The sequence below is a fragment of the Streptomyces sp. NPDC005784 genome, assembly GCF_042871525.1.
Classification (GTDB): Bacteria; Actinomycetota; Actinomycetes; order Streptomycetales; family Streptomycetaceae; genus Streptomyces.
This window is the reverse complement of record NZ_JBIAIQ010000025.1, coordinates 115490-137398: the sequence shown is the minus strand read 5'-3', so window position 1 is coordinate 137398 and position 21909 is coordinate 115490. Positions and strand designations below refer to the sequence as shown.

Genomic DNA, 21909 nt, shown 5'->3' with positions numbered 1-21909 from the left:
GAGGAAGTGGGCCTATTCGGTGTCGGTGAGGATGGAGCGCGGGTGCAGTCGGAGAATCCCGATGCCGGGGACGGCGGTGGCGACCAGGGCGATGCCCAGGCCGATGGCGGCGACCTTGCCGAGGTCGCCGATTTCCATGCGGATGTCCGACACCGTGGGGTTCTGGTCGGCGGGGTTCTGGCCGGCGGTAACGCTGTGCTGATCGCGAACCAGCAGCAGGGTGCCCGCGTGGTGGGCCAGGGACTGGCCGGCCAGGGCTGCCAGAGCGAGGGCGGGCAGCAGGACGGCCGCGACCTCCACGGTGTGCTGGCCGATGAGTTTCCACTTCTTCTCGCCCAGGGCGAGCAGCATGCCCAGTTCGTCGCGGCGGTCCCTGATCGTCATGGTCACGATCAGGGTGAGGATCACCGCTCCGGACAGGGTGATCAGCCAGACCAGGGCGGTGGTGAACGTCCCGACCCGCTGCAGTGGCAGGACCTGGTCGCGGTACGCCTTGTCGTTGATGTCGAAGCGGAAGCCGTCGGTGCCGAGCAACCGGGCGGCTTCCGTGTGCAGTTGCCGGGCCTGCTCAGGAGAGCGGATCTTGAAGACGGCTTCGTCGGGCTTGGTTCCGAAGCCGAGCGCGGACAGGGCGGCGGCCGGGGCGTACACCTGGTTCGCGGACAGCTCGCTGGGCGCCACCCATTGGGGCGGGTCCTGGCGGGAGTCCTCGTACACGCCGGCGACGGTGAAGGAGTCCGTGTGCTTGCCGTCGGGGGAGGCCAGGGGGATGGTGTCGCCGACCTTCAGACGATTCTTCGTGGCCAGGCGCTGGTTGACCAGAACGATCTTGCGGGCGTTGTCCTGCGAGGTGAGCCCGCGACCGGCAACGATCGTGGAACGGCCGGTGGAGAAGTCGAGGAGCATCCCCGAGTCACGGATGCCGTTCACCGCCAGTCCGTCATGGCCCCGGTCGCTGCCTCCTTCCGGCCGGCCGGGTTTCGGCAGGTTCGAGGTCACGAGAGGCAGCCCCGGAGGCTTGCTCACTCCGCGCAGCACCGGGTTGTACCGCTGCACCACCGGGGAGGAACCGAGCGTGTCGACCGTGTGTGAGGTCAGCTTGGGGCCGCGCACAGTGACGTCCACGCCGATACGCCGCTGGGCCTCGGCCTCCTGGCGGGTGGTCGCGTCCCGGAGCAGGAAGCCGCCCAGCAGCAGTGTGCAGACCACCAGGAAAATGCCGAGCAGAAGGCTGGTCTTTCCTCTTCTGGCCCCCAGGCTGAAGGCAGCCCGCTTGACGAAGTTCATGGACGCAGGACAACAGCCGGACCCGCACAGCGACATAAAGGCTGTTACGGCCGCATAAAGTCGCGGTTCCCGGGTCCGCCCACCGGGATGGGCCGATCGGGCGCCGGGTCCGGACGGTTAGTGGGCCGAACGCACCGGACGGCGTTTATCTCGCTGTAAACGCGGGCGTGGTCTTCTGATCCCATGAGAGTTCTGGTAGCCGAGGATCACGCGATCCTGGCGCGGACCATCGCCACCGGCCTGCGCAGACAGTCCATGGCGGTCGACATCGCCGCATCGGGCGACGAGGCCGAACGGATGTGCCTGCTTGCCGACTACGACGTGCTGGTCCTCGACCGCGATCTGCCGGTGATGACGGGCGACGCGGTCTGTCTCCGGCTCCGCGGACGGGCGGATCCGCCGATGATCCTGATGCTGACCGCGGCGGGCACACTCGAGGACCGGGTCTACGGCCTGGAGCGCCTGGGAGCCGACGACTATCTCACCAAGCCCTTCGACTTCACCGAACTGGTCGCCCGGGTGCGGGCACTGAGCCGGCGTACGCCCACGGCGTCGCCGGTCGTCCACCACTACCAGGGGATCTCTCTGGACCTGTCCCGGCACGAAGTGCGCGTGGACGGCCGGGCGGTCGATCTCACGCCCAAGGAGTTCGCCGTGCTCCTGATGCTGGTCGAGGCGCGCGGCGAGGCCGTCACACACCGGGAGCTGGTGCGTTCCGTCTGGGACGAGCACCTGGACCCGCGCACGAGCGCGGTCCGCGCCACCGTCAGCCGCTTGCGGGGCAAACTCGGCCTGCCGGACGTGATCGTGGCGGACGCCGGTGAGGGGTATCGGCTGTGCCGTTGACCTGGTCGGCCCGTATGCGCCGCCCCCTGCGCAAGATGCCTTTTCGGGGCAGGATCGCCGCTGCCTTCGCCGTCTTGTTCGTACTGTCGGGGGCCGGGCTGTTGGCCTTCGTGGTGGTGCTGGCTCGCTACGGAACCACCCAGCAGGTGCGGGACATCGATGTGGTCTCCGGCGTCGGCCCGGTGGGGCCGTTCAGCGTGGCGAGTCCGACGGGCACGACCACGCCGGTGAGCCTGACGACCCCGGGTGGGACGAGCTTCCCCCTCCCGCACGGCACCGACTCCGACGGCATCGCCCTCAAGCTGGTCGACCGGACGGTGGCCGCCGTACAGGGCGCGGCGCTGCAGCAGATGCTCCTGTGGTCCGGCGTCGGGCTGGTACTGATCACCCTGCTCGCTTCTGTGGTGGGGTGGTGGATCGCCGGGCGTGCGCTGCGGCCGGTGGCGGCGGTGACGGACGCGGCGCGCAGGATCAGTCAGGAGAACCTGCATGAGCGTCTCGCTCTCACCGGACCGGACGACGAGCTCCACAAACTCGCCGACACCTTCGACATCATGCTCGAACGCCTGGAGAAGGCGTTCGCCGGCCAGCGCCGCTTCGTCACCAACGCCTCGCACGAACTGCGCACCCCGCTTGCCGTGCAGCGGACAAGCCTGCAGGTCGGACTGGCCGACCCCCTGCCCGACGGCTTGGCGGACGTACGAGAGGACCTGCTGGCCGTCAACCGCGAGGCGGAGAGACTGATCGACTCACTGCTCGTTCTGGCCCGCAGCGACAGCGGCCTGCAGGAGACCGAAGAGGTCGACCTCGCCGCGATGGCACGCCAGTTGACCGGCGCACTGCAGCCCGCCGCCCGGGCGAAGGACCTCTCGCTCACCCTGACGGCGGACCAGCCGCTCCGGGTCGAGGGCGATCCCACTCTGCTGCGTCACCTGCAGACGAACCTGCTCGACAACGCCCTGCAGTACAACCGGCCCGGTGGCACCGTCACCGTCCATCTCGCCGACCGTGCCCTGACCGTCGCCAACACCGGCAGCACCATCGAACCGGACCAGGTCGCCGACCTCTTCGAGCCCTTCCGCCGCCTCGGCCAGGACCGTATCGGCACCACCGGTCACGGCCTGGGCCTGTCCATCGCCAGATCCATCGCCGACGCCCACCGCGCGAACATCACCGCCCACCCCGGCCGGGACGGAGGGCTGACCGTCCGCGTCACCTTCCGCGCCACCTGACTCACGACCACTCAACACCGCCACCAACCCAGTGACTTGTCCGCCGCACGGTAGAAGCACGCCCGTATCGCCCGCCCGGTATCGAGTCCTCCGAACGGCTCGGACGCCACGCTGGAAGATCGAGAGATCCATCCCCTGGCCACCGACCATCCGGCGCCCGAGAATGGGCAGCAACCGGCGGACCCACGGTGGAGGCGCCGATTCCTACCCTGCGTTGCCGCCTTCATTCTGTTGGTCGACCGACCCGATGAGTGCCTCGCTGATCTCGCGCAGCTGCTCCACCTGGGCAGGGGTGAGACGATCGAGGAAGCGAGAGCGCACACAGGCAAGGTGGAGCGGAGCTGCCGTTTGCAAGGCAACTTTTCCCGCGCCGGTCAGCCGGGCGAGGACGATACGACGGTCGACAGGATCCGGCGCGCGCTCTACCCAGCCGTGCTCCCGCGTGCGGTCCACCAGATGGGAGAGGGCGAACGCGAATTGCTGCTGGACACGCTGGACGTCTGGTTCGGCTGCGGCGGATCGGCCGAGGAGGCAGCCAAGCGTCTTTACGTTCACCCCAACACAGTGCGCATGCGCCTGCGCCGGATCGCCGAGCGTACCGGCCGCTCCCTGGCCGATCCCCGCGGCATCACCGAACTCTCCCTCGCGCTGCGCGCAGTGCGGCAGACGGCGAAGCCCCCGTCCTCGTAGTCGACCGGCACCACGGAGACAGCGGACAGCTGAGCCGATCGGCGCCACGGGCGAGTCGAACCCCCGCCTCCTTGCCGTGTGCGTGAACTGCTCGTCCGTCGCCGCCGACAAGGACCGCTGACGGACGGTCGCGCAGACACAGCCCGATCAGCTCGGCGGACGCCCTCAGGTCACTCCGACCTTCGTTGAGCCAGGGGCCGTCTACCGGGCGCCTCGCATACGGAGACGCGCGCTGTACTCGTGGGCCGCGGATGGCGCGTGAGGCCGCTCCTGCCCCTGACGAGCACGCCCGTGAGCTGGCGAAGCGCCCCTACGACCTGCGCCACGCCGGCATCTCGTTCTGGCTGGCCTCCGGAGTCGACCCGCCGAGTGCACGCGCCGAGCCGGACAAAGCATCCAGGTCCTCTTCCGCTACTACGCCAAGTTCCCGGTCGCAGCGCGGAACCATGCCAACGGGCTGATCGAGGAGTCCATGCAGGGGTAGGAGGCGCCGATGGGCGACGCGGAGGGCGCCTGACGGGCATCTTGCCTGGTCAGGCGCCCTTCTTCTGTGTCTAGAAGAAGCCGAGCTTCTTCGGCGAGTACGAGGTACACGCTCAGCATCACCTCTGACCTGCGGAAAACGGTGGAATCGTCTGCTGCTGAGCCGAGTTGGTCCGCACCTAGTCCGGATCTTGGTCCGTGATCTGTGGTGTTGGCGTGCGAGTCCTGCGGTACGACATGGCACATGTCGTAGAAACCGTCCCAGCGGGTCCAGCTGGTCCAGGATGATCGCGTAAGTCCAGGTCGGAGACTCTGTGGCGGGGGAGTGTCCATGGGGTCTGTGAGGGTGGTGTGAGCGCCTGCTCCCGAGCGTCCGGCGACTGGGTGAGTGCGGCTCAGTGGTGTCGTCCCGCGCCGTGCAGCAGCGTGTCGACGATGCGGGTGGCCTGCGCCTCGGGGTTCTGCGTATCCGGGTCCTCGCCGGCGCCGGGCCCGTGCAGTGCCTCGCTGATGAGGGCGTAGTAGACCCGTCGTGTCCACTCCAGGTCCGCGGCCGGATCGAGGAGCCCTTCGTGCTGCGCCCGGGCGAGGAAGGCGAGGGACCGCGAGTTGATCTCGCCCCAGACGTCCTCGGTGACACCGTCCTGGGCCATGGGGTTGCCGAGTGTGAAGCGCCAGGCGCCCTTGACCCGCAGCGTGTTCGCGGTGGCGCGGTGCAGCGCGACCAGCGGCGGTGCGGTGTCCAGGTGGGCGTCGTCGATGGCGTCGGTGAGCTGCTGCTTCGCGGAGGCGGCCAGCGCTTCGATGAGGGCCTGCCGGTTCGCGAACCGGCGGTGCACCGTCGTCCTGGCCAGACCGGCGGCCTCGGCGATCTTCTCCATCGGTGCGCCGGGATCCTCGGCGAGCACCCGTTCGGCTGCCTCCAGGATCGCGCGCACACTACGTTCGGCATCGGCCCGCAGTACTCGGCCCATCGCTTCTCCCCTCCCGTCATCGGGTTTTGTTACCACAGAGGCTACATCCAAGCAGCACATCATCGCTTAACTGGGACAGTAAAGTTGCAATTATCGTGGAAGCGGCTACATTGGAGTTGCAGGTACCCCTCGTGCGGCGGAGGTGAGCATGGGTGAAGCTGATCTTGCGGCGGTCGCCACGAACAGCTGCACATCACCCCGAAAGTGATCCGATTCCAAGGAGTTACCCATGGCCACGAAACGACCGGTAGCGCTGGTGACGGGCGCGTCCTCCGGCATCGGAGAGGCAACCGCCCTTGCCCTCGGCAGGGCGGGTTTCGAGGTGGTCGGCACCAGCCGGAACACCGCGAAGGTCGCCCCGCGCGAGGGCGTGACCTTCCTCGACCTCGATGTGAGCAGCGATGACTCGGTCGCCACGCTGGTTCAGCAGGTCATCGACCGGTTCGGCCGGATCGATGTCCTGGTCAACAACGCCGGCATCGGCTCGTCGGGCGCCACCGAGGAAAGCTCCGTGGCGCAGCACCAGCGCGTCTTCGACATCAACGTCTTCGGCGTGATCCGCATGACGAAGGCCGTCCTGCCCCTCATGCGGGCCCAGGGTCGTGGCCGCATCATCAACATGTCGTCGTTCTACGGGTTCGCGCCCCAGCCGTTCATGTCCGCCTACATCGCGTCCAAGCACGCGGTCGAGGGGTATTCCGAGTCCGTGGACCACGAGGTACGCGAGTACGGGGTCCGGGTCCTGCTCGTCGAGCCCGGCGGGACCAACACCGCCTTCGAGGGCAACCTCGTGCAGCCGGACACGCCGCTGTCTGTCTACGAGAGCCGGCGGCGGACCGTCGATCAGGCCGTCGCGCAGGCGGTCAGGGGCGGAGACGCCCCTTCCGTCGTCGCCGAGGCCGTCGTCACCGCGGCCACCACCGGCAAGCCGAAGCTGCGCTCCCCCGCGGGACCGTTCGCCAAGCGCATGCACCTGGCGCGTCGCCTCGCCCCCGCCCGGTTCTTCGACCAGCAGATCCGCAAGTTCAACAAGCTGCCGGGCTGACACCACCGGGCACGCCGAGCACTCGCCCCCTGCCCGGGTGTCGGACCCGCGACTGCCCGGGGCGTCGGCCCACGACCGGAGCCCGGGTCGACCGCGCCGCACACGGTCAGAGCAAGGGCCCGGTGGAGAAACACCCCCACCATGCGGTGATGCCAACAATTCGGTCACCGCATTCCCTTCAAGGAGACACCGGCCCCACCATCGCGGGCTTGAAATCACGTCGCTCTGACGGTCACCGACATCGACGCCAGCATGGCCTGGTACCAGCGGCTGTTCCGCACGGACCAGGTGTTGGGTACGTTCCCGCACTTGGAGAAGGAGGAGACCGGTTACGGCACGCTGCTCGCCGAGCCGCGCTCGGGAGTGGTGATCGCGTTCCACACCAACACCGGTAACCAGGGGGAGGCATTCGACGAGGTCCGTACGGGCCTTGATCACCTGTCCTTCTCGGTCGCCTCACGCGAGGAACTGCAGGCGTGGGCGGCATGGCTCGACGAGCTTGGCATCGAGCACACCGGCGTCCGGCATGTCACGCAGCCGTTCCCCATCTCCACCGTGGTCTTCCGCGACCTCGACAACATCCAGCTCGAGTTCGTCACGGCCGGCTGACGTCCACCCCGGCCCCAGGTCGCCACGCCGTCGACCTCGACGCCTGACAGTCAACACCGCGCACCGTCCCGCTCCCGCCCAGCTCTTCCGCGGATGAGCCCGCAAGGCGTGCCAGATCGGGGGCCCGGAACGGGCCCAACAGCTTTCCGACCGGAGGCCATCTCCACTACGGCACTGAGCTGCGCGCTCGAACTGCCGTACCCCACTGAACCATCTCCCTGTTCATCCATCTCTCGCATCGTGCGATCGGCGCCCCTGATGTCCACCACCGAAGCCCCCACCGAAACCGCCGCCGACCTCGTCGCCCGGCTCCAGGCCACCTTCCGCACCGGCCGTACCAAGCCGATCGCCTGGCGCCGCACGCAACTCACCCAACTGCGCAGTCTGTTCACGGAGAACCGGGAAGCCCTCGCCGACGCCATGTAGCCGACATGCGCAAGCCGCGCGCCGAGGCGTACCAGATGGAGATCGACTTCCCGGTCCGGGACATCGACCACACGCTGGAACACCTGGAGGAGTGGCTGAGCCCGACCACCGTCGCCCCGGACCGCCTCGCGTTCCTGCCCAGCGGAACCACCGCCGGCACCCGCCTCGACCCTCTCGGCACGGTCCAGGTCATCGCACCCTGGAACTACCCGGTCACCCTGCTGATGGTGCCCGTGGCCGGAGCGATCGCCGCGGGCAATACCGTCGTCCTCAAGCCCGCCGATCAGGCCCCCGCCACCTCCGCGCTCATTGCCCGCCTCGTGCCGCAGTACCTGGACCCCGACGCGGTGGCCGTTGTCGAAGGCGGCAGGGAGGCGACCACCGCCCTGCTCGACCAGCGCTTCGACCAGATCTGCTACACCGGCAACGGCAGCGTCGGCCGCATCGTGATGGCCGCCGCGGCCAAGAACCTCACCCCCGTCCTCCTGGAACTGGGTGGCAAGTCCCCGGTGTTCATCGACCGCGACGTCGACATCGAGGCCGCCGCCGGCCGACTGGCCTCCACCAAGTTCACCAACGCCGGCCAGACCTGCGTCGCCCCCGACTACGTCCTGACCGACCGGGACACCGCCCGCGCGCTGGAAACCGCACTCCCCGCGGTGATCAAGAACCTGTACGGAAGCGACCCGCAGAACTCCGACACCTACGGCAGGATCGTCGACGAGCGGCACTTCGACCGCCTCACCGCGCTCCTGGACTCCGGCCGCACTGTCGCCGGCGGGCAGATCGACCGTGACGACAAGTACCTCGCCCCCACTGTCCTGACGGACGTCCCGGCCGACGCGCCGGTCATGCAGGAGGAGATCTTCGGCCCGATCCTGCCCATCCTCACGGTGGCGGACCTGGACGAGGCGATCGCCTTCATCAACGACCGCGACAAGCCGCTCGCCCTGTACTCGTTCACCGACAACGACACCACCCGGCAGCGTCTCGCGACCGAGACCTCCTCCGGCGCCCTGGGCTTCGGCCTGCCGATGATGCAACTGGGCATCATCGACGTGCCCTTCGGCGGCGTCGGCGAGAGCGGCATGGGCCATTACCACGGCATCTACTCCATCGAGGCTTTCAGCCACCGCAAGTCCCTCTTCGACGTGCCCCTGAGCTGAGCCCGTCGCCTCATCCCTGCTCGCACGCGTGGCGACGCTAGCAGCCGGTCTCGTGGCTGCGGTGCCCGGCGACGCGGGTGCAGTCGTGAGTTCAGCAGTGTGGCGGTAGGTGCCCTGTGCTGACTGCCTGGTCCTGTGGCAGTGACGTATCGCCGGGGTCAAGCTGGGAGTAAGGGCCGAGTCGATCATGGGAGGCGTGGTGGGCAACCGGGTTGTGGTAGGAGTGGATGGCTCGTCGTCCAGTCTTGCAGCGGTGGAGGCGGCGGCTCGGGAAGCCCGATGGCGTCGTGCGGAGCTGCGAGTGGTGCACGCCATCTGGCCAGTGATCGTGCCCGGGCCTGTGCCGATGGGAGCCGCGCCCTTCGGTCCAGCCGAGGGCGTGTTGCCGGCCGCGGCCGAGCGTCTGGTGACTGAGGCGCTGCACCGTGCCGGCGACGTGGCGCCTGAGGTGGAGGTCACCCATGAGGTGGTAGCTGGCGAGGCGTTGACGGTGCTGGAGCTTCAGTCGCGTGATGCGGACCTGGTGGTCATCGGATCCCGGGGCAGGGGAGGCTTCGTCGGGATGCTGCTGGGATCGACGGCGGTGTACCTGGCTGCCCACAGTCGGTGTCCTGTGATGGTCGTGCGGGAGCAACGGGAGGCCGCTGGGCCGATCGTGCTGGGCGTCGACGGGTCCCGGGCGGGCGAGAAAGCGGTCGATTTCACGTTCGCCGAGGCTGCGCTGCGTGGGGCTGACATCGTCGCCCTGCACGTGTGGACCCCGGACAATGTGCCCGTGTCTCCGCCGCAGGTGCCGGACGTGCGCGGGCCGGGCACGGTCGCCGAGGGCGAGGAGCGTCTGCTGGCCCAGGCGCTCGCGGGTCGTCAGGAGAAGTATCCGGACGTCTCGGTCCGGCACGAACTGGTGCACGGTGTGACCCACGAGGCATTGATCGAGGCGAGCAGGACCGCCCAGCTCGTGGTCGTCGGTGCCAGGGGGCGGGGCGGTTTCACCGGGTTGCTCCTGGGATCCGTCAGTCAGGCTCTGCTGCATCACGCTCACTGCCCGGTCGCCGTCGTCCGGGGCAAGGAGTGACGCGGTTTCACTGAAACGGCGCACCGCCGAAGCGGCCGGATCGCGATCCGGCTCGGCCCCTGGGAGTGTGGAGCACGGCCCGTGTGGTGGGCCCTTGCCGCCCTTTCGATGGCGGTGGAGCCCGGCAGAAGGGACGGAGCAGTTGAAGACATTTGTGATGAAGGAGATCGGGCGGGTGGGCTTCATGGAGAAGCCCGTTCCGCAGCCGGGTCCGGGTGACGCGGTCGTGCAGACGACCAGGGCCCTGATCTGCACCTCGGACTCCCACACCGTCCAGGGCGGCATTGGTCCGCGGGAGAACCTGACGCTGGGCCACGAGGCGGTGGGCGTCGTGCACGCCGTGGGAAGCGAGGTGAAGGACTTCCGGCCCGGCGACCGCGTGCTGGTCGGCGCCATCACCCCTGACTGGGGCGACCTGGCCTCTCAGAACGGGTACCCGTCGCAGTCCGGTGGCCCGCTCGGCGGCTTCAAGTTCGCGAATTCCAAGGACGGTGTCTTCGCGGAGTACTTCCATGTGAATGACGCCGACGCCAATCTCGCGAAGATCCCTGATGGCATCTCCGACGCGGCGGCGGTCTACTGCGCCGACATGCTGTCGACCGGATTCATGGGTGCGGAGAAGGGCGACATTCCCATCGGCGGGACCGTGGCCGTGCTCGCTCAGGGGCCGGTGGGCCTGATGGCGACCGTAGGGGCCCGGCTCCGCGGCGCCGGCCTCGTTATCGGGGTCGAATCGGTTCCCGGTCGGCAGAAACTCGCGCGCACCTACGGCGCGGACGAGATCGTGGATTTCACCAGCGAGGATGTCGTCGAGCGGATCCATGAACTGACGCAGGGCCAGGGCGTCGACACCGCCATTGAGGCACTCGGCGCGGACGTGACGTTCCAGACGGCGGTCAAAATCACCAAACCCGGAGGCACCGTCTCCAACATCGGCTATTTCGGTGAAGGGGAGTTCGTACGCATTCCCCGCGTCGAATGGGGCGTCGGTATGGCCGACCAGACGATCGCCACGGGCCTCTGCCCCGGAGGCCGGCTGCGCATGGAGCGACTGCTGCGGGTCCTGCAGACCAAGCGCGTCGATCCCGCGCACATGACGACCCATGAGTTCCGCTTCGACGACATGGAGCGCGCCTTCGAGGTGTCGGACAAGAAACTCGAGGACGTCGTCAAGGTAATGATCACCTTCTAGATGCCCCCATTTGGTCGCGCGATTGTTCGGATATGTGGAAGTGAGGCGGCATGCACGATCCCGATCCCCCCTTCCGGCCGATTCGCCAAAGGGAGGGTTACCTGCCGCTGGAGGATCTCGGCCTCATCGGTGACGGTGCGACGGCCGCGCTGGTCGGCCTGGACGGTTCCATTCCCTGGATGTGCCTGCCCCGGTTCGACTCCGAACCGCTGTTCTGCGGCCTGCTGGATCACGCACGCGGAGGGCACTTCACGCTGGCCCCGGAAGACCTGGTCGAGGCGCGACAGCGCTATGAACCCGACACCGGCGTACTGATCACCGAAATGCGCAGCCCCACCGGCGTGGTCCGCGTCACCGACGCCCTCGTTGTGCGCTCCGGCACCGACCTCACCGATGACGCCCCGGCGGACCGGGCCGAACTCGTGCGTTCAGCCCTGGTCCTGGACGGCAACGTTCGCCTGCGGATGGACCTGGAGCCCCGCGGCGGCGGCCAGGCGCAGCCGCTGTTCAGCGGGCTGGAAGTACGACCGTCCCGACGGTCCGACCTGCGGCTGCACCTACGCTCCACCCGCCCCCTCACCGGCCTGCACAGCACACACGACCTGCAGCAAGGCGATCGTCTCGATCTCGTGCTGTCCTGGGGCCGCTTCCACCGCCACCACCGCTTCGACGCCGACGCGATGCTGCAGGCAACCGCCGACGCGTGGCGCCGCTGGATGAAGCACTTCGCCTACAGCGGCCCCGAGGAACCCCTGGTACGGCGCGCCGCGATCACGCTGAAAATGTGCGACGACTGGGCCAACGGCTCGCTGGTCGCGGCCCCCACCTCCTCCCTGCCCGCACCGGTCGGCGGGATCCGCAACTGGGATTACCGCTACGCCTGGATCCGGGACGCGGCCTATGCCGTCTTCGCCCAGCGCCGTATCGGCTTCGCCGGCGAGGCCGACGCCTTCCTCGGCTGGGTCCTGGACGCCTTCGAGTACGGCGAGCGACCCCGGATCATGTACACCCTGGGCGGCAGCCCGGTACCGGACGAGGTCGAGGACAGCGAACTGGAAGGCTACCGGCGCTCCGCCCCGGTGCGATGGGGCAACGGCGCGGCGGACCAGCGCCAGCACGACGTCTACGGGGAGATCCTGGACTGCGCCGACCAGTGGCTGCGCTCCGGCGGACAGATCCAGCCCGCGCTGTGGGCCAGCCTGGCCGGGCTGGCCGACGCCGCAGGGCATGCGTGGCGCCAGCCGGACCAGGGCATCTGGGAGGTCCGCAACGAAGGCCGGGTGTTCACGTACTCGGCCGGGATGTGCCAGGTGGCTCTGGACCGGGCTGCAGCCATCGGTGAACGGCTCAGCCTCCCCGGACGGATCGCCGAGTGGCGAACCTCGGCCGACCAGTTGCACCGGCTCATCCTGGAAGAGTCCTGGGACGAGAAGGCGCAGACCCTGAGCGCACATCTCGACGGCGGCGGCGCTGTGGACGCCAGCCTGCTCGCGCTTCCGCTGCGCCAGGTCGTCCCGGCCGATCACCCACGGATGGTGGCCACCACCGCGGCCATCGCCGAGCGCCTGTCGGCCGGTGATGGACTGCTCTACCGCTACCTGCACGACGAGTCCCCCGATGGCCTGGCCGGCGACGAGGGCGCCTTCGTGCTGTGCAGCTTCTGGCTGGTCGACAACCTCATCGGCCAAGGACGCATCGAGGTGGCCGAGGAGCTGTACGCCTCGCTGTGTGCCCGCGCGAGCCCGCTGGGGCTGCTGTCTGAGCAGATCGCCCCATCCACGGGAGAGTTCATGGGCAACTTTCCTCAGGCATTCAGCCACATCGGAATCATCGCCAGCGGCGTGAACCTCGCCCGAGCGAAAGCAGACGCCAACACATGATCAACCGACTCGTCGTTTTCGGCGCGACAGGCGACCTCAGCGCGCGATACCTCCTGCCGGCCGTGGCTGCCCTGCGGGCGGCAGGACACCTCGGCGACCGGTTCCGGATGACCGGCGCGAGCCGGGAGGACTGGAGCACCGAGCAGTATCAGGAGTGGATCACCCGTCAACTCGGCCGACACGGCGGATCCTGCCCGGCAGACGCCCACCAGGCGATCGCAGCCTCGGCCCGCTACCAAAGGGCGGATGTCACCGACGCCGCCGACGTCAGAGCGGCCGTCGCCGGTGACGAACCCGTCGCGGTCTACCTTGCGCTGCCCCCCTCACTCTTCCCCCGTGTGGTTGGCGCACTGCACCAGGCGGGCCTGCCACCAGGCAGCCGGATCGTGCTGGAAAAACCATTCGGCGAAGACCTGGACAGCGCACAGGAGCTGAACCGGCTGCTCGCCGATCTGGTGCCGGAGCAGGCGGTGTTCCGGGTCGACCATTTCCTGGCCATGACGACCGTCCAGAACGTGCTCGGCAGCCGCCTGGCCAACCGCGTGCTCGAACCCCTGTGGAACAGCACCCACATCGCCGAGGTGGAGATCGTCTGGGAGGAGACCCTCGCGCTGGAGGGCAGGGCCGGCTACTACGACCACGTGGGCGCGCTGAAGGACATGGTGCAGAACCATCTGCTGCAGGTACTCTGCCTCGTTGCCATGGAACCGCCCATCACGCTGGGGGAGCGGGATCTGCGCGACCGGAAGGTCGACGTGCTGCGATCCGTGCGCCTGCTCACCGACTACGACGTGGGGCACCGTACGCGCCGCGCCCGCTACTCGTCCGGCCGGAGCGGCGAGCACGACGTCCCGCCCTACGTCGACGAGGAGGGCGTGAACCCGCAGCGCCGCACCGAGACCTTCGCCGAGGTGGAACTGGAGCTGGACAGCTGGCGCTGGGCGGGAACGACATTCCGGCTCCGCAGCGGCAAGGCACTCGGGGCCGACCGCAAGGAGGTCGCGGTCCGTTTCCGTTCCGTTCCCCACCTGCCCTTCGGGCACAGCGGGGAAGTCCTGCCCAATGTGCTGCGCTTCGGACTCGAACCGGAGGGCCTGTCCCTGGATCTGATGGGCACGGGCTCCCGCACCGGCCACCTCACTCAACTCGAGCTCGCTGCTGGGATGGAACCGCCCGACCTGCCCGCCTACGGCAGGCTGCTGCTGGACATCCTCAACGGAGACCCGGCCTTGTCGATCCGCGGCGACGAGGCAGAGGAAGCATGGCGCGTGCTCGAACCCGTCATCTCGGCGTGGGAGAGGGATCTCGTTCCGCTGCAGGACTACCCGGCAGGCTCGGACGGACCGCCCAGTCGGCAACCGTACGGTCCCGGCCCGGTACGTCGGGACGACCTGCTGCACGAGGAAACGGCTCTGCCGGGCAACGCCTGATGTGATGACCCGAAAGATGTCAGCCATGGAAAGAGAGCTCCCCGATGCCGGTTGTGCCGGGCATCGCCCACCGTGTGTTGTGGTGATAGGCGTGTCCGGAGTGGGCAAGACCACGGTGGCCCGGATCCTTGCCCAGCGGCTGGACATCCCGTTCGCCGAGGCGGACCATTTTCATTCGCCTGCCAACATCGCCAAGATGTCGTCTGGTGTCCCACTCGATGACGCCGACCGCGAGTCCTGGCTGGAGTCCATCGGCCGCTGGCTGCACCACGGCGACGTGGCGGGCACCGGAGGCGTGGTGACCTGCTCCGCGCTGCGGCGTCGCTACCGGGACATCTTGCGCGCGGCATGCCCGGCCGCCTTCTTCGTGCATCTGACGGCCGACCACGATCTGCTGGAGCGGCGCCTGAGTAAGCGCACCGGTCATTTCATGCCGAGAGCACTGCTGGATTCGCAGGAGGCGACACTGGAACCGCTGGAACCGGACGAGCGCGGAGGCGCGGTGGACACGAGGCCGGCTCCCGACGCCGTCGCCGAGACCGCCTTGGAGTTGCTGCCGGACCGATGACCACGACAGCAGCTCCCGCTGACGACGTCACATTCTTGCTCGACCTCGTTAAGGAGGGCGCCTGACGGACATTTCGCCTGGTCAGGCGCCCTTTTTCTGCGCCTAGAAGAAGCCCAGCTTCTTCGGCGAGTAGCTCACTAGCAAGTTCTTCGGCTGCTGGTGGTACACGCGAGGCGCCTGCTCTGACCTGCGGAAAAGGGAGCTTTGTCGGCAGCGGTTGGCGACTTGGTCCGGGAATGGCCCGGATCTTGGCCGCGGACACGAGGCCCAGACCAGCTACCGGGCGTCCAGCAGCTGGTCAACACGCTTGCCGACACACCCTGTCGTTTGATGGCAAGGCTCGGTGCGTGCGGCGAGGGAGATGAATCTCGTCGTAGAGCAGCGGACTGAATGGGCTGCTCGCGAGTTGGTGCCGGAGTGGTCTGTGGCGGTTGGCGCTGCGCTGGCTTGCGCAGATGTATCGATCCGCTGGTGGCGCGAGCCACCGCAGGTCGCTGGTCTGGCGGCCGGAGCGGTGAATTCGGGACGCTGGCAGGACGTGGGGACCGCGAAGTGTCCACGAGGGTGCGGGCTTGCGCCTGCTGCGGGACGCAGGGTCCTCCCGGCCCGTCGGGAGGACCCTACCGCTCCTGGCGGGAGCGGTAGGGCCCTGCCGAAGGTGGGGAGTCAGTGCAGTGCGCCGACCTCGGTTGCCGAGAGCGTCCGTGGGAAGACGTGGACGTCGGCTACGGATCCGGGGAAGGCCAGGTACGGGCTGGTGGCTGATGCGCTGTTGACGCAGCCGCCGATGGTCAGGGGCATGGAGGAGTCGTACTGGGGGCTGAGGTTGGTGGCGGTCCCCATCAGGGTCCCGTTCTGATACAGGGCCATCGAGCCGGAGCTGGAGTTCCCGGCGACGGGTGCCCGGTAGGCGGCGACGAGGTGGGTCCAGGTTCCGACCGGGGCGGTGTTGGCGTCTCCCTCTGCGGTGGGGAAGTCGGAGTTCTCGTCGTTGGTGGTGGTGGTCTGGAACATCCAGGCCTTACTGGCCTTGTCGTACGAGAGATAGAACGCCTGGTGCTGGGTGGTGCCCTGGCAGACAGCGGTGGTGCCGAGCGCCGAGTTGATCTTCACCCAGGTGGAGACGGTGTAGTCGCCGAGCGTGTTCACCGCGCTCTGCTTGCTCTTGAGGAAGCCGGTGTTCCCGTCGAAGGCGACGCTGCCGGTGGCCCCGCTCGGCGCGTCGGTTCCGAAGGCGGCGCTGCCGGAAGCGGTGAACAGGTTGAGGGCGGCGGTGTCGTTGCCGTTGGCTGCGAGCTTCCACTCGTCCTCGGGCATGCCGTTGCCCCAGCCCATGGGAACGATCACGCTGCCTGCGCTGGCCTGGCTCGCCTGCATCGCGTACGGGTAGGTGTGGACGTCTGCCACGGAGCCGGGGAAGGCGGCGTACGGCGTGGTCGCATCGGGGCTGTTGACGCAGCCGCCGATGGTCAGAGGCATGGCCGAGTCGTACTGCGGGGTGAGGTTGCTGGCCGTCCCCATCAGGGTGCCGTTCTGGTAGATCGACATCACCCCGGTGTTGGAGTCTCCGTCGACCGGGGCCGTGTAGGTGACCAGCAGGTGCGCCCAGGTGCCGACGGCGCCGGTGTTGCTGTCGCCCTCCGCAGTGGGGAATGCGGCGCCGGCGTCGTTGGTGGTCGTGGTCTGGAACATCCAGCCCTTGTTGCCGCTGTCGTAGCCGATGTAGAACGCCTGGTGCTGACTGGTTCCCTGGCAGATGGCGGTGGCGCCGACATTCGAGTTGATCTTCACCCAGGCGGAGATGGTGTAGTCACCGGAGGTGTCGACGGCGGTGTGGTCGCTCTCCAGGAATCCGGTGCTGCCGTCGAAGGATGCTGCGCCGGCTCCGGCGTTGACCGCGTCCGGGCCGTCGGTGCTGAACGTCGTGCCGCCGACTGCGGTGGACGGGTTGTCTCCGTTGCTGTCGGTGCCGTCGGTGGCCAGTTCCCAGTCGTCCTCGGGGGTGTCGCTGCCCGTGGCGAGTGGGACGATCAGGTTTGGCGCGATGCTGACCACGGTGTTCGTGTCGCTGACGTATCGGCTGGCGAGGTCGGCGTAGTAGGCGTTGGACGGATTGCCGTTTGTGAGATCGGCAGCTTTCACGCTGGATGACTGAGCCGTGCCGTCTGTGGATACCGCCGCGGCGAAATCGATGACCTGACTGGGGAAGTTGTTGAGGAGGAAGTCGTTGACTTGCTCGCGCGCGGCTTCCTGGGTTGCCGTGCCTGGGTGGGCAGCGGTAAAGGGTGGGATGGTGGCGAAGTACGCGGTGATGTTGGCGTTTTGGGTGATGTACTGGCCGTTGACCATGGTCTGACTGTCATCGGTGTTGTACCAGGTCACCTGGCTGTTGAGCGCGGCCAGTCCGTTCTCGACGTTGGTTGCGCAGGTGTCAGCGCTGCCGGTGCAGTTGAGTAGGTCGGCGGCCCCGGTGGAGAGGAGGACGGTGCGCACGTTGCCCTGGGTCAGCACGTTGCGGTCCAGGGGGTTGAGTGCGCTTTCCGGGGTGGTGCTGTTGGTGATCTGCGGCAGCAGGTTGTTGCTCAGGCTGGTGCTGTTGGTGCCCGCGTTGAGGATGCCGTAGTCGACGGAGTTGTCCCCGTTGGTGTCACCGACCAGGGCGTTGGTGATCGCGTCGCTGAGGTGGTGCTGGCCGTCGCCGCTTGCGGTGTCTCCGTTGATGGTCTGGTCTCCGTAGAGGACCAGTGAGCCGGTGGGGGCGGAGTTGGGGGTGGTGACGTCGATGCCGGCGAGGTAGGGCAGACCGGTGTAGGTGGTCTGCGTGTAGTTGCCGGCGGTTGTGTCACCGGTGCGGTTGGCGGCGTCGCTGGTCCATACGGGCGTCTGCGCCACGGCGTGGCCGGGCATGGCGGACACCGAGCCGTGCACCTGCAGGCTGACCAGGAGTGTTGTCTGCTGTGCGACGGGCAGGGACACGGAATCGCTGGTGGCGTCAGCGCCTGCGGGGATGGTTATGGCACCGGAGCCGCCGAATGTCACGGTCGTCGGTGTCACGGCCGCGGTGGCACCGCCCGCAGTGGTGTCCTGCAGAGCGACAGAGGCCGCGTCGAAGGTCACCGGGGTGGTCCCCATGGCGTTGGACAGGTGGATGCGTACCCCCCTGCCGTCGTCATCGGTGCCGATGCTGACATGGGCAGGGATGCGCAGTGTCTGCCCGTTGACACTGGCGGTGCTGCCGCTGGACAGCTGCACCTTGGCGGTGTCCTGGACCGAGGACCAGGTGCCGACCCAGTGTTTGGCGCTCGATCCGCTGCCGGTCACGGTCATCGGCCGCACACCCAGCCCGAGGACGTGCAGAGTGGGCTGTCCTGCCTGGACGCCGTTGGTGAACAACGGCAGGGAGACGCTGCTGATGACCGAGCCGGGACATTCCAGCGGGACGCTGACGGCGTAAACCTTCGGGCCTGAGCTCGGACTGGTCTGGGTGTTGTTGCTGTGGTTCTCGTGGACCAGCGTGATCGAGGCCGCGGAGGCCGGACCGGACAGCCAGTCCGGCACGGTGTCCAGCCGGTATGCCTGGTCGACCGCGTTGTTCTGGTCGACACAGTTGTTCTTGGCGTACGTGATGGTGCCGGTGGCGCCCCTGGCGGCGCCACCGGTTGCGAAGGCGAGGAAGACGACGGCGTCACCGGTGTTCACCACTCCGCTGCCCGGCAGGGTGATGGTCTGGCCGGAAGCCAGCATGTTGTCGTAGGTGCCGGTGCCGAACTTCGGCAGTGCGACGGTCGCGCCGTCGACGGTCACCGTCTTGTTGCTCTGCCAGCCCGCCGTGCTCGTCAGGTCGGCGGAGTTGATGCTGTTGCCGGATCCGTCGGCGTCAGCCGTACTGGTCGTGGTGGTGAAGGTGCTGGTGGCCGTGTTGTTCAGGCAACTGCTCGTGGCGTTGACCGCACAGGCCAGCGCGGGCCCGAGGCGCAGCACGTCAATTCCGGCCTGGTAGCCCGTCGAACCAGGGTTCTTGCCGCTGACGGTGAGGGTAAGGGTGTGCACGCCTTGATTGAGGGTGAGCAACTGGCCATTGGCGTCCTTGGGGATGCCCAGGTTGAGGAACTGGGTGGTGGTGTAGGAGTTGTAGGCGTCGAAGCCGCTGATCAGGGTGGACTGGGTGCTCTTCCCCGCGTCCAGGATCAGGTGGTAGATGCCGTAGTCCTTGGCCTTGGTGAGATTTGCGCCGAAGCTCCAGGGGCCGTCCTTGGGGATGTCGAAGCTGAAGGTGGCGCTGTCACCGCTGACGACCTTCGAGGTGGTGCTCTTGTTGCTGAGCATGGCCTGGTAGCCGTCGGCGAACTCGTAGCCGCTGAAGGCCGCTTGGCTGATCAGCTGGCCGCCGGTGCTGGTGGTCGTCGCCTTGGGCACGGCGGTGGTGGTGCCATCGGTGTTGGTCGCGGTCCAGCCGCTGATCATCTTGTCGCCGTAGGCGTACGTCGGGGCGCTGGTCCCGGCGTAGAAGGCGTAGGCAGTCTGAGAGATGGACGTAGAGCCGGCCTGGTCCACCGCCTTGGCATACAGCGTGTGAGGTCCCACCACGCCCGGGGCGAACACGGGCGAGGCGCTGCCGTTGATCGCCGAAGTCCCGGTTCCGTGGCCGTTGTCGGACGTGGCGTAGTAGATCTGGCCTTGTGTGATCTTTGCGCCTGGTGTCAAGTGGATGACGCCGCTGCTGCTGTACACCGTGCTGCCGAGGGTGGCGTCCAGGGAGAACAGGTAGCCGGTGATGTTGTTGGTGTGGTTGTTGCCCAGGACGAAGGTGCCCTGGTCGCCGAAGGCGGCGCCGATCTGCTTGGCGGGGAACTGGCTGGAGGTCACCGTGGGGGAGGGCGGTGCGCTGGTGTCGACCGTGAAGGTCTGGGTCTTGGTCCACAGGCCCGAGCCGGTGCCGGCCCAATAGCCTGCCGCGTTCTGCGCGGTGGCCTTCCAGGTGTAGGTGCCGTCCGGCAGGCTCGGTGTCGTCCAGTCGCTGCCGTTGGTGTTGTACCGTGCGCGCTTCTTGGAGTCCAGGTTGGGACCGAAGCCCTGGCCCACGAGGGTGCCTGAGGAGTTGTAGACGTTGTAGTCGACGCGCACCAGTTCGCTGCCGCCGGCCAGGTCCGGGTCGACCGCGCGGGCGGACAGCGTCGGGGTGTGGGTGGTGGTCATTGTCTTGCCCGAGCTGACGATGGACGGCTTGATGGCGGGGGTGCCAGTGCCGTTCTTGAGCTTGGGGCGGTAGCTGTAGGTGACCGACAGGGTGGCGCCGCCGCCGTAGGCGAGCTGTTTCCACTGGGTGGCGTCGTTCATGTCGGGGGACTGGACCATCAGCGTCATGCTGCTCCAGCTGCCGCCTGCCGCGCTCTGTGCCCGGGAGGTGACGTCGAACTCGAGCGATGGTGGGCTGACCCAGGAGTTGGCGCCGTCGGTGACCGGGCAGGTGCCGGCCTCGTGGCTCTTCGGGTTGGTGCCGAGTGCGGCGGTGCGCCCGCCGGGCTCATGTCCCCAGTACAGCGAGGAGGAGTTCCAGCCTGCGGGGCGGTCGGTGCCGTAGACGGCGGCGGGGGTGTCCGAGCAGGAGGCGGCGGAGAGCTGCTTCACGTACAGCGAGGCGTGGCTGACCACGGCGCCTTTGATGCCGCTGGTGTTGATCTGGTAGTAGGTGCGGGCCCGTTCACCGTTGCCCGGGGCGCTGTTGTCCCACCCTTCCCGGGCGTTGGTCGCTCCGGAGGTGGAGGTCGAGTTGTAGACGTTCCACCCGTTGTCGGAGATCCGGGCCCAGTCCAGCTGGGAGGGCCTGCCGCTCCACTCCGGGTCCACATAGACCGGGTAGGTGGTGGTCTTGGCAGTGAGCAGGGACTTGTCCAGGCCGAGCAGCTGCTTGCCGTGCTTGAGGGTCACACGGACGCGGGCACGGTGCCGGCCGACCCTTGCCGCCGCGGTGTGCTCGGCCCGCGCGGCGGCGACGGTTGCCGTCCGGGCGCGGGCAGCGCTACCCGTCTTCTGGCCGGCGCTGTCCCACATCAGCGCGGTGTCGCTGTGGAACACCGTCTTTCCGGTGTGCTTGTCGGTGGCCTGCGCGCCCCCGTCTGAGGTGGTGGCCAGCTTGAGGTTCGTCGAGGTGGTGTTCCAGGCAAGACCCTGCAGCCGCGGATCAGCTGCGGCCTTGGGGGTCTTCACCACAAGGATCGAGGAGTATCCAGAGGCGTCCGCCGTCAGCTGGAGGTCGATTCCAGGCAGCACTTCGGGGTAGGTGGCGGTGTCTTTGGAGATCACGGGTCTGGGGAGTGCGCCCGGCCAGGAGAAGCCCAGCGTGTCGGCTCCGTCATGCATCGTGACCAGTGCGCCGGAGCCACCAGCGGAGAAGACCACGTGCGTGACGGCGGCTTTGGGTGCCCAGGTCCCGTCCGTCTGTCGCACCAGAGTGGTGTCGATGGGGACCCATTTCCCTTGCTGCTGCACGCGCTGCGGCATCGAGGAATCGGTCCGGGTGAAAGTGCCGTCCGGGTTGGCCACCACCTCGGTTCCGCTGCCGGTGAGCGAGTCGACGGTCACTGGCTTGCCAGTCGCTTTCGCCTGCGCGGACGCCAACTCGGTGGGGTTGAGGCGTCCGGTGGCGGACTGGGGGCGGTTGCTCGCGGATGCGGCCTGGCGTGATGGGGTCGGTGCACTCGATAAAGCGTGAGCCGGGGCCGTAGCGGCCAGTGAACCGGCAGTCAGGGCCGCGACGACGGCGGCGGCGATCGGTTTCGACGCGGGGCGTCTGGACGCGCGCACGGGTATGCGAGAAGCGGACATCGAAGTTGGGGTCCTTCGCGGGTTCATGCGGTTCCCCCCGTGGGCCCCGCGCCGCTGTGCATTCTCTGGGGCCGGTGGGAGCCGGGTCCATCACCAGCTGATCGCCAAGTACCCACGCGAGGTCCACTTTTGACACATAGAAGGCCACTTGCGTTCCAGTCTGTGCGTTTCCTTTGCTTTC

13 protein-coding genes and 1 pseudogene are annotated in these 21909 nt (G+C 68.0%); 11 read left to right on the top strand and 3 right to left on the bottom strand.

What is annotated here, in order from left to right:
- Positions 1-12: 12 nt before the first annotated feature.
- Positions 13-1287: an FtsX-like permease family protein gene (locus ACFYR3_RS31350; protein ID WP_355838789.1), complete on the bottom strand. Its 1275-nt coding sequence runs from the start codon at positions 1285-1287 to the stop codon at positions 13-15.
- A gap of 183 nt (positions 1288-1470) precedes the next feature.
- On the opposite strand from ACFYR3_RS31350, the gene ACFYR3_RS31345 reads away from it, so the two are divergent.
- From ACFYR3_RS31345 to ACFYR3_RS31335, 3 genes are all read left to right on the top strand, one after another.
- On the top strand, positions 1471-2133 hold the full coding sequence (locus ACFYR3_RS31345) for a response regulator transcription factor (RefSeq protein WP_355838791.1): 663 nt from the start codon (positions 1471-1473) through the stop codon (positions 2131-2133).
- Between the two features lie 74 nt (positions 2134-2207).
- Complete coding sequence (locus ACFYR3_RS31340) at positions 2208-3365, top strand: sensor histidine kinase (protein ID WP_389285312.1); 1158 nt, start codon at positions 2208-2210, stop codon at positions 3363-3365.
- Positions 3366-3713: 348 nt separating this feature from the next.
- Positions 3714-4055 carry a helix-turn-helix domain-containing protein gene (locus tag ACFYR3_RS31335; protein WP_389285311.1) on the top strand — a complete coding sequence of 114 codons (342 nt, stop codon included), beginning with the start codon at positions 3714-3716 and terminating at the stop codon, positions 4053-4055.
- Between the two features lie 878 nt (positions 4056-4933).
- Here ACFYR3_RS31335 and ACFYR3_RS31330 read toward each other — a convergent pair.
- Complete coding sequence (locus tag ACFYR3_RS31330; RefSeq protein ID WP_389285310.1) at positions 4934-5512, bottom strand: TetR/AcrR family transcriptional regulator; 579 nt, start codon at positions 5510-5512, stop codon at positions 4934-4936.
- 229 nt (positions 5513-5741) lie between these two features.
- On the opposite strand from ACFYR3_RS31330, the gene ACFYR3_RS31325 reads away from it, so the two are divergent.
- From ACFYR3_RS31325 to ACFYR3_RS31290, 8 genes and pseudogenes are all read left to right on the top strand, one after another.
- Positions 5742-6557, top strand: a complete 816-nt coding sequence (locus ACFYR3_RS31325; RefSeq protein ID WP_389285309.1) for an oxidoreductase — start codon at positions 5742-5744, stop codon at positions 6555-6557.
- Between the two features lie 225 nt (positions 6558-6782).
- The gene (locus ACFYR3_RS31320) at positions 6783-7166 is read left to right on the top strand and encodes a VOC family protein (RefSeq protein ID WP_389285315.1); all 384 of its coding nucleotides are present in this window, start codon (positions 6783-6785) and stop codon (positions 7164-7166) included.
- Between the two features lie 258 nt (positions 7167-7424).
- Positions 7425-8758 (top strand): annotated as a pseudogene (locus tag ACFYR3_RS31315) (aldehyde dehydrogenase family protein).
- A 187-nt stretch (positions 8759-8945) separates the two neighbouring features.
- Complete coding sequence (locus ACFYR3_RS31310; RefSeq protein WP_389285308.1) at positions 8946-9833, top strand: universal stress protein; 888 nt, start codon at positions 8946-8948, stop codon at positions 9831-9833.
- A gap of 142 nt (positions 9834-9975) precedes the next feature.
- Positions 9976-11025, top strand: a complete 1050-nt coding sequence (locus ACFYR3_RS31305; protein ID WP_389285307.1) for an NAD(P)-dependent alcohol dehydrogenase — start codon at positions 9976-9978, stop codon at positions 11023-11025.
- A gap of 50 nt (positions 11026-11075) precedes the next feature.
- Complete coding sequence (locus tag ACFYR3_RS31300; protein WP_389285306.1) at positions 11076-12905, top strand: glycoside hydrolase family 15 protein; 1830 nt, start codon at positions 11076-11078, stop codon at positions 12903-12905.
- Complete coding sequence (locus ACFYR3_RS31295) at positions 12902-14335, top strand: glucose-6-phosphate dehydrogenase (protein ID WP_389285305.1); 1434 nt, start codon at positions 12902-12904, stop codon at positions 14333-14335. Before ACFYR3_RS31300 ends, ACFYR3_RS31295 begins: the two co-directional genes overlap by 4 nt.
- Positions 14336-14351: 16 nt before the next feature.
- Entirely contained in the window at positions 14352-14903 is a 552-nt protein-coding gene (locus ACFYR3_RS31290; RefSeq protein WP_389285304.1) for a gluconokinase, read from the top strand.
- A 666-nt stretch (positions 14904-15569) separates the two neighbouring features.
- Here ACFYR3_RS31290 and ACFYR3_RS31285 read toward each other — a convergent pair.
- Positions 15570-21485, bottom strand: a complete 5916-nt coding sequence (locus ACFYR3_RS31285; protein ID WP_389285303.1) for a LamG-like jellyroll fold domain-containing protein — start codon at positions 21483-21485, stop codon at positions 15570-15572.
- Between the last annotated feature and the right edge of the window lie 424 nt (positions 21486-21909).

Bases quoted from the DNA above. Each gene is read 5' to 3' on its own strand.
- ACFYR3_RS31350 (WP_355838789.1), bottom strand. From the start codon at position 1,287: ATGAACTTCGTCAAGCGGGCTGCCTTCAGCCTGGGGGCCAGAAGAGGA.
- ACFYR3_RS31345 (WP_355838791.1), top strand. From the start codon at position 1,471: ATGAGAGTTCTGGTAGCCGAGGATCACGCGATCCTGGCGCGGACCATC.
- ACFYR3_RS31330 (WP_389285310.1), bottom strand. From the start codon at position 5,512: ATGGGCCGAGTACTGCGGGCCGATGCCGAACGTAGTGTGCGCGCGATC.
- ACFYR3_RS31325 (WP_389285309.1), top strand. From the start codon at position 5,742: ATGGCCACGAAACGACCGGTAGCGCTGGTGACGGGCGCGTCCTCCGGC.
- ACFYR3_RS31310 (WP_389285308.1), top strand. From the start codon at position 8,946: ATGGGAGGCGTGGTGGGCAACCGGGTTGTGGTAGGAGTGGATGGCTCG.
- ACFYR3_RS31300 (WP_389285306.1), top strand. From the start codon at position 11,076: ATGCACGATCCCGATCCCCCCTTCCGGCCGATTCGCCAAAGGGAGGGT.
- ACFYR3_RS31295 (WP_389285305.1), top strand. From the start codon at position 12,902: ATGATCAACCGACTCGTCGTTTTCGGCGCGACAGGCGACCTCAGCGCG.
- ACFYR3_RS31290 (WP_389285304.1), top strand. From the start codon at position 14,352: ATGTCAGCCATGGAAAGAGAGCTCCCCGATGCCGGTTGTGCCGGGCAT.